Source organism: Vibrio sp. Vb1554, from assembly GCF_033344235.1.
The window spans coordinates 1-1,054 of sequence record NZ_JAWPOJ010000446.1 but is presented as its reverse complement, the minus strand read 5'-3'; the positions used below and the strand labels follow the sequence as shown (position 1 = coordinate 1,054).

The 1,054-nt window shown below is 47.2% G+C and carries 1 protein-coding gene; it reads left to right on the top strand.

The features are described 5' to 3' along the window. Positions 1 to 79 precede the first annotated feature (79 nt). A complete protein-coding gene (locus R8N28_RS26945) occupies positions 80 to 1,000 on the top strand; it encodes an IS5-like element ISVa2 family transposase (protein ID WP_010446562.1) in 921 nt (306 codons plus the stop codon). The last annotated feature ends 54 nt before the right edge of the window (positions 1,001 to 1,054 follow it).

Here is a 1,054-nt window from a genome sequence, read left to right as displayed (position 1 = left end):
GGCTTTGTTGCGTAATTCGATGGAACTAAATCAAGAAACTACGATCTGAGCGGCTACGCCCATCAATCGTCGTAGCCTCATGCCTAAACCTCGTTACAAAACAACTAACTGGAAGCAGTACAATAAATCCTTAATCAACCGTGGTTCTCTGACCTTTTGGATTGATGAGGAAGCGATAGCTGAGTGGAAGCAAAACAAACAAGGCAAGCGTGGTAGACCTCGCCGATTCAGCGACTTAGCCATTACTACTGCACTGATGGTGAAACGCGTTTTCTCTATGCCCTTGAGAGCGCTGCAAGGTTTTCTAGACTCCGTATTTAAGCTGGCTAACATCCCGCTTGTTTGCCCGCACTACACCTGTATAAGCCGCCGAGCTAAGGAAGTTGAAGTTTCATTTAAAACCAAAACCAGAGGAGCAATACAACATCTGGCCATTGATGCCACTGGCCTCAAGGTTTATGGCGAAGGTGAATGGAAGGTCAAGAAGCATGGAACTGATGGGAAGCGAAGAGTCTGGCGTAAGCTGCATATCGCGGTAGATACAAGCACCCACGAAATAGTCGCAGCAGAGCTGAGCTTATCTAACGTAACTGATGCCGAAGTGCTCCCCAACTTACTCAAGCAAACACGTCGTAAAATCATTGAGATATCAGGCGATGGCGCTTATGACACAAGGAATTGCCATGATGCCATACGGATCAAGCGAGCTGTTCCGCTCATCCCGCCAAGAGAAGGAGCAGCCTTCTGGGAACAAGGGCACCCTCGTAACTTAGCGGTAGGTTGCCAGAAGCTCTACGGCTCCAACAAGAAGTGGAAAAAGCGGTATGGCTATCATAAGCGCTCTCTGTCAGAGACCGCAATGTACCGAGTAAAACAGTTGCTAGGTGGGAAATTAAGTCTAAGAAATTACAACGCTCAGGTTGGCGAGACTTACGCCATGATCAAAGCACTGAACAAACTTACAGGGCTTGGTATGCCTGAAACTCAGTATATTGTATAAAAGTCGCTCAACTTTAGGAGGTTTGGTTTCTCGTCTGAATTACGCAACAAAGCC

Bases quoted from the DNA above. Each gene is read 5' to 3' on its own strand.
- R8N28_RS26945 (WP_010446562.1), top strand. From the start codon at position 80: ATGCCTAAACCTCGTTACAAAACAACTAACTGGAAGCAGTACAATAAA.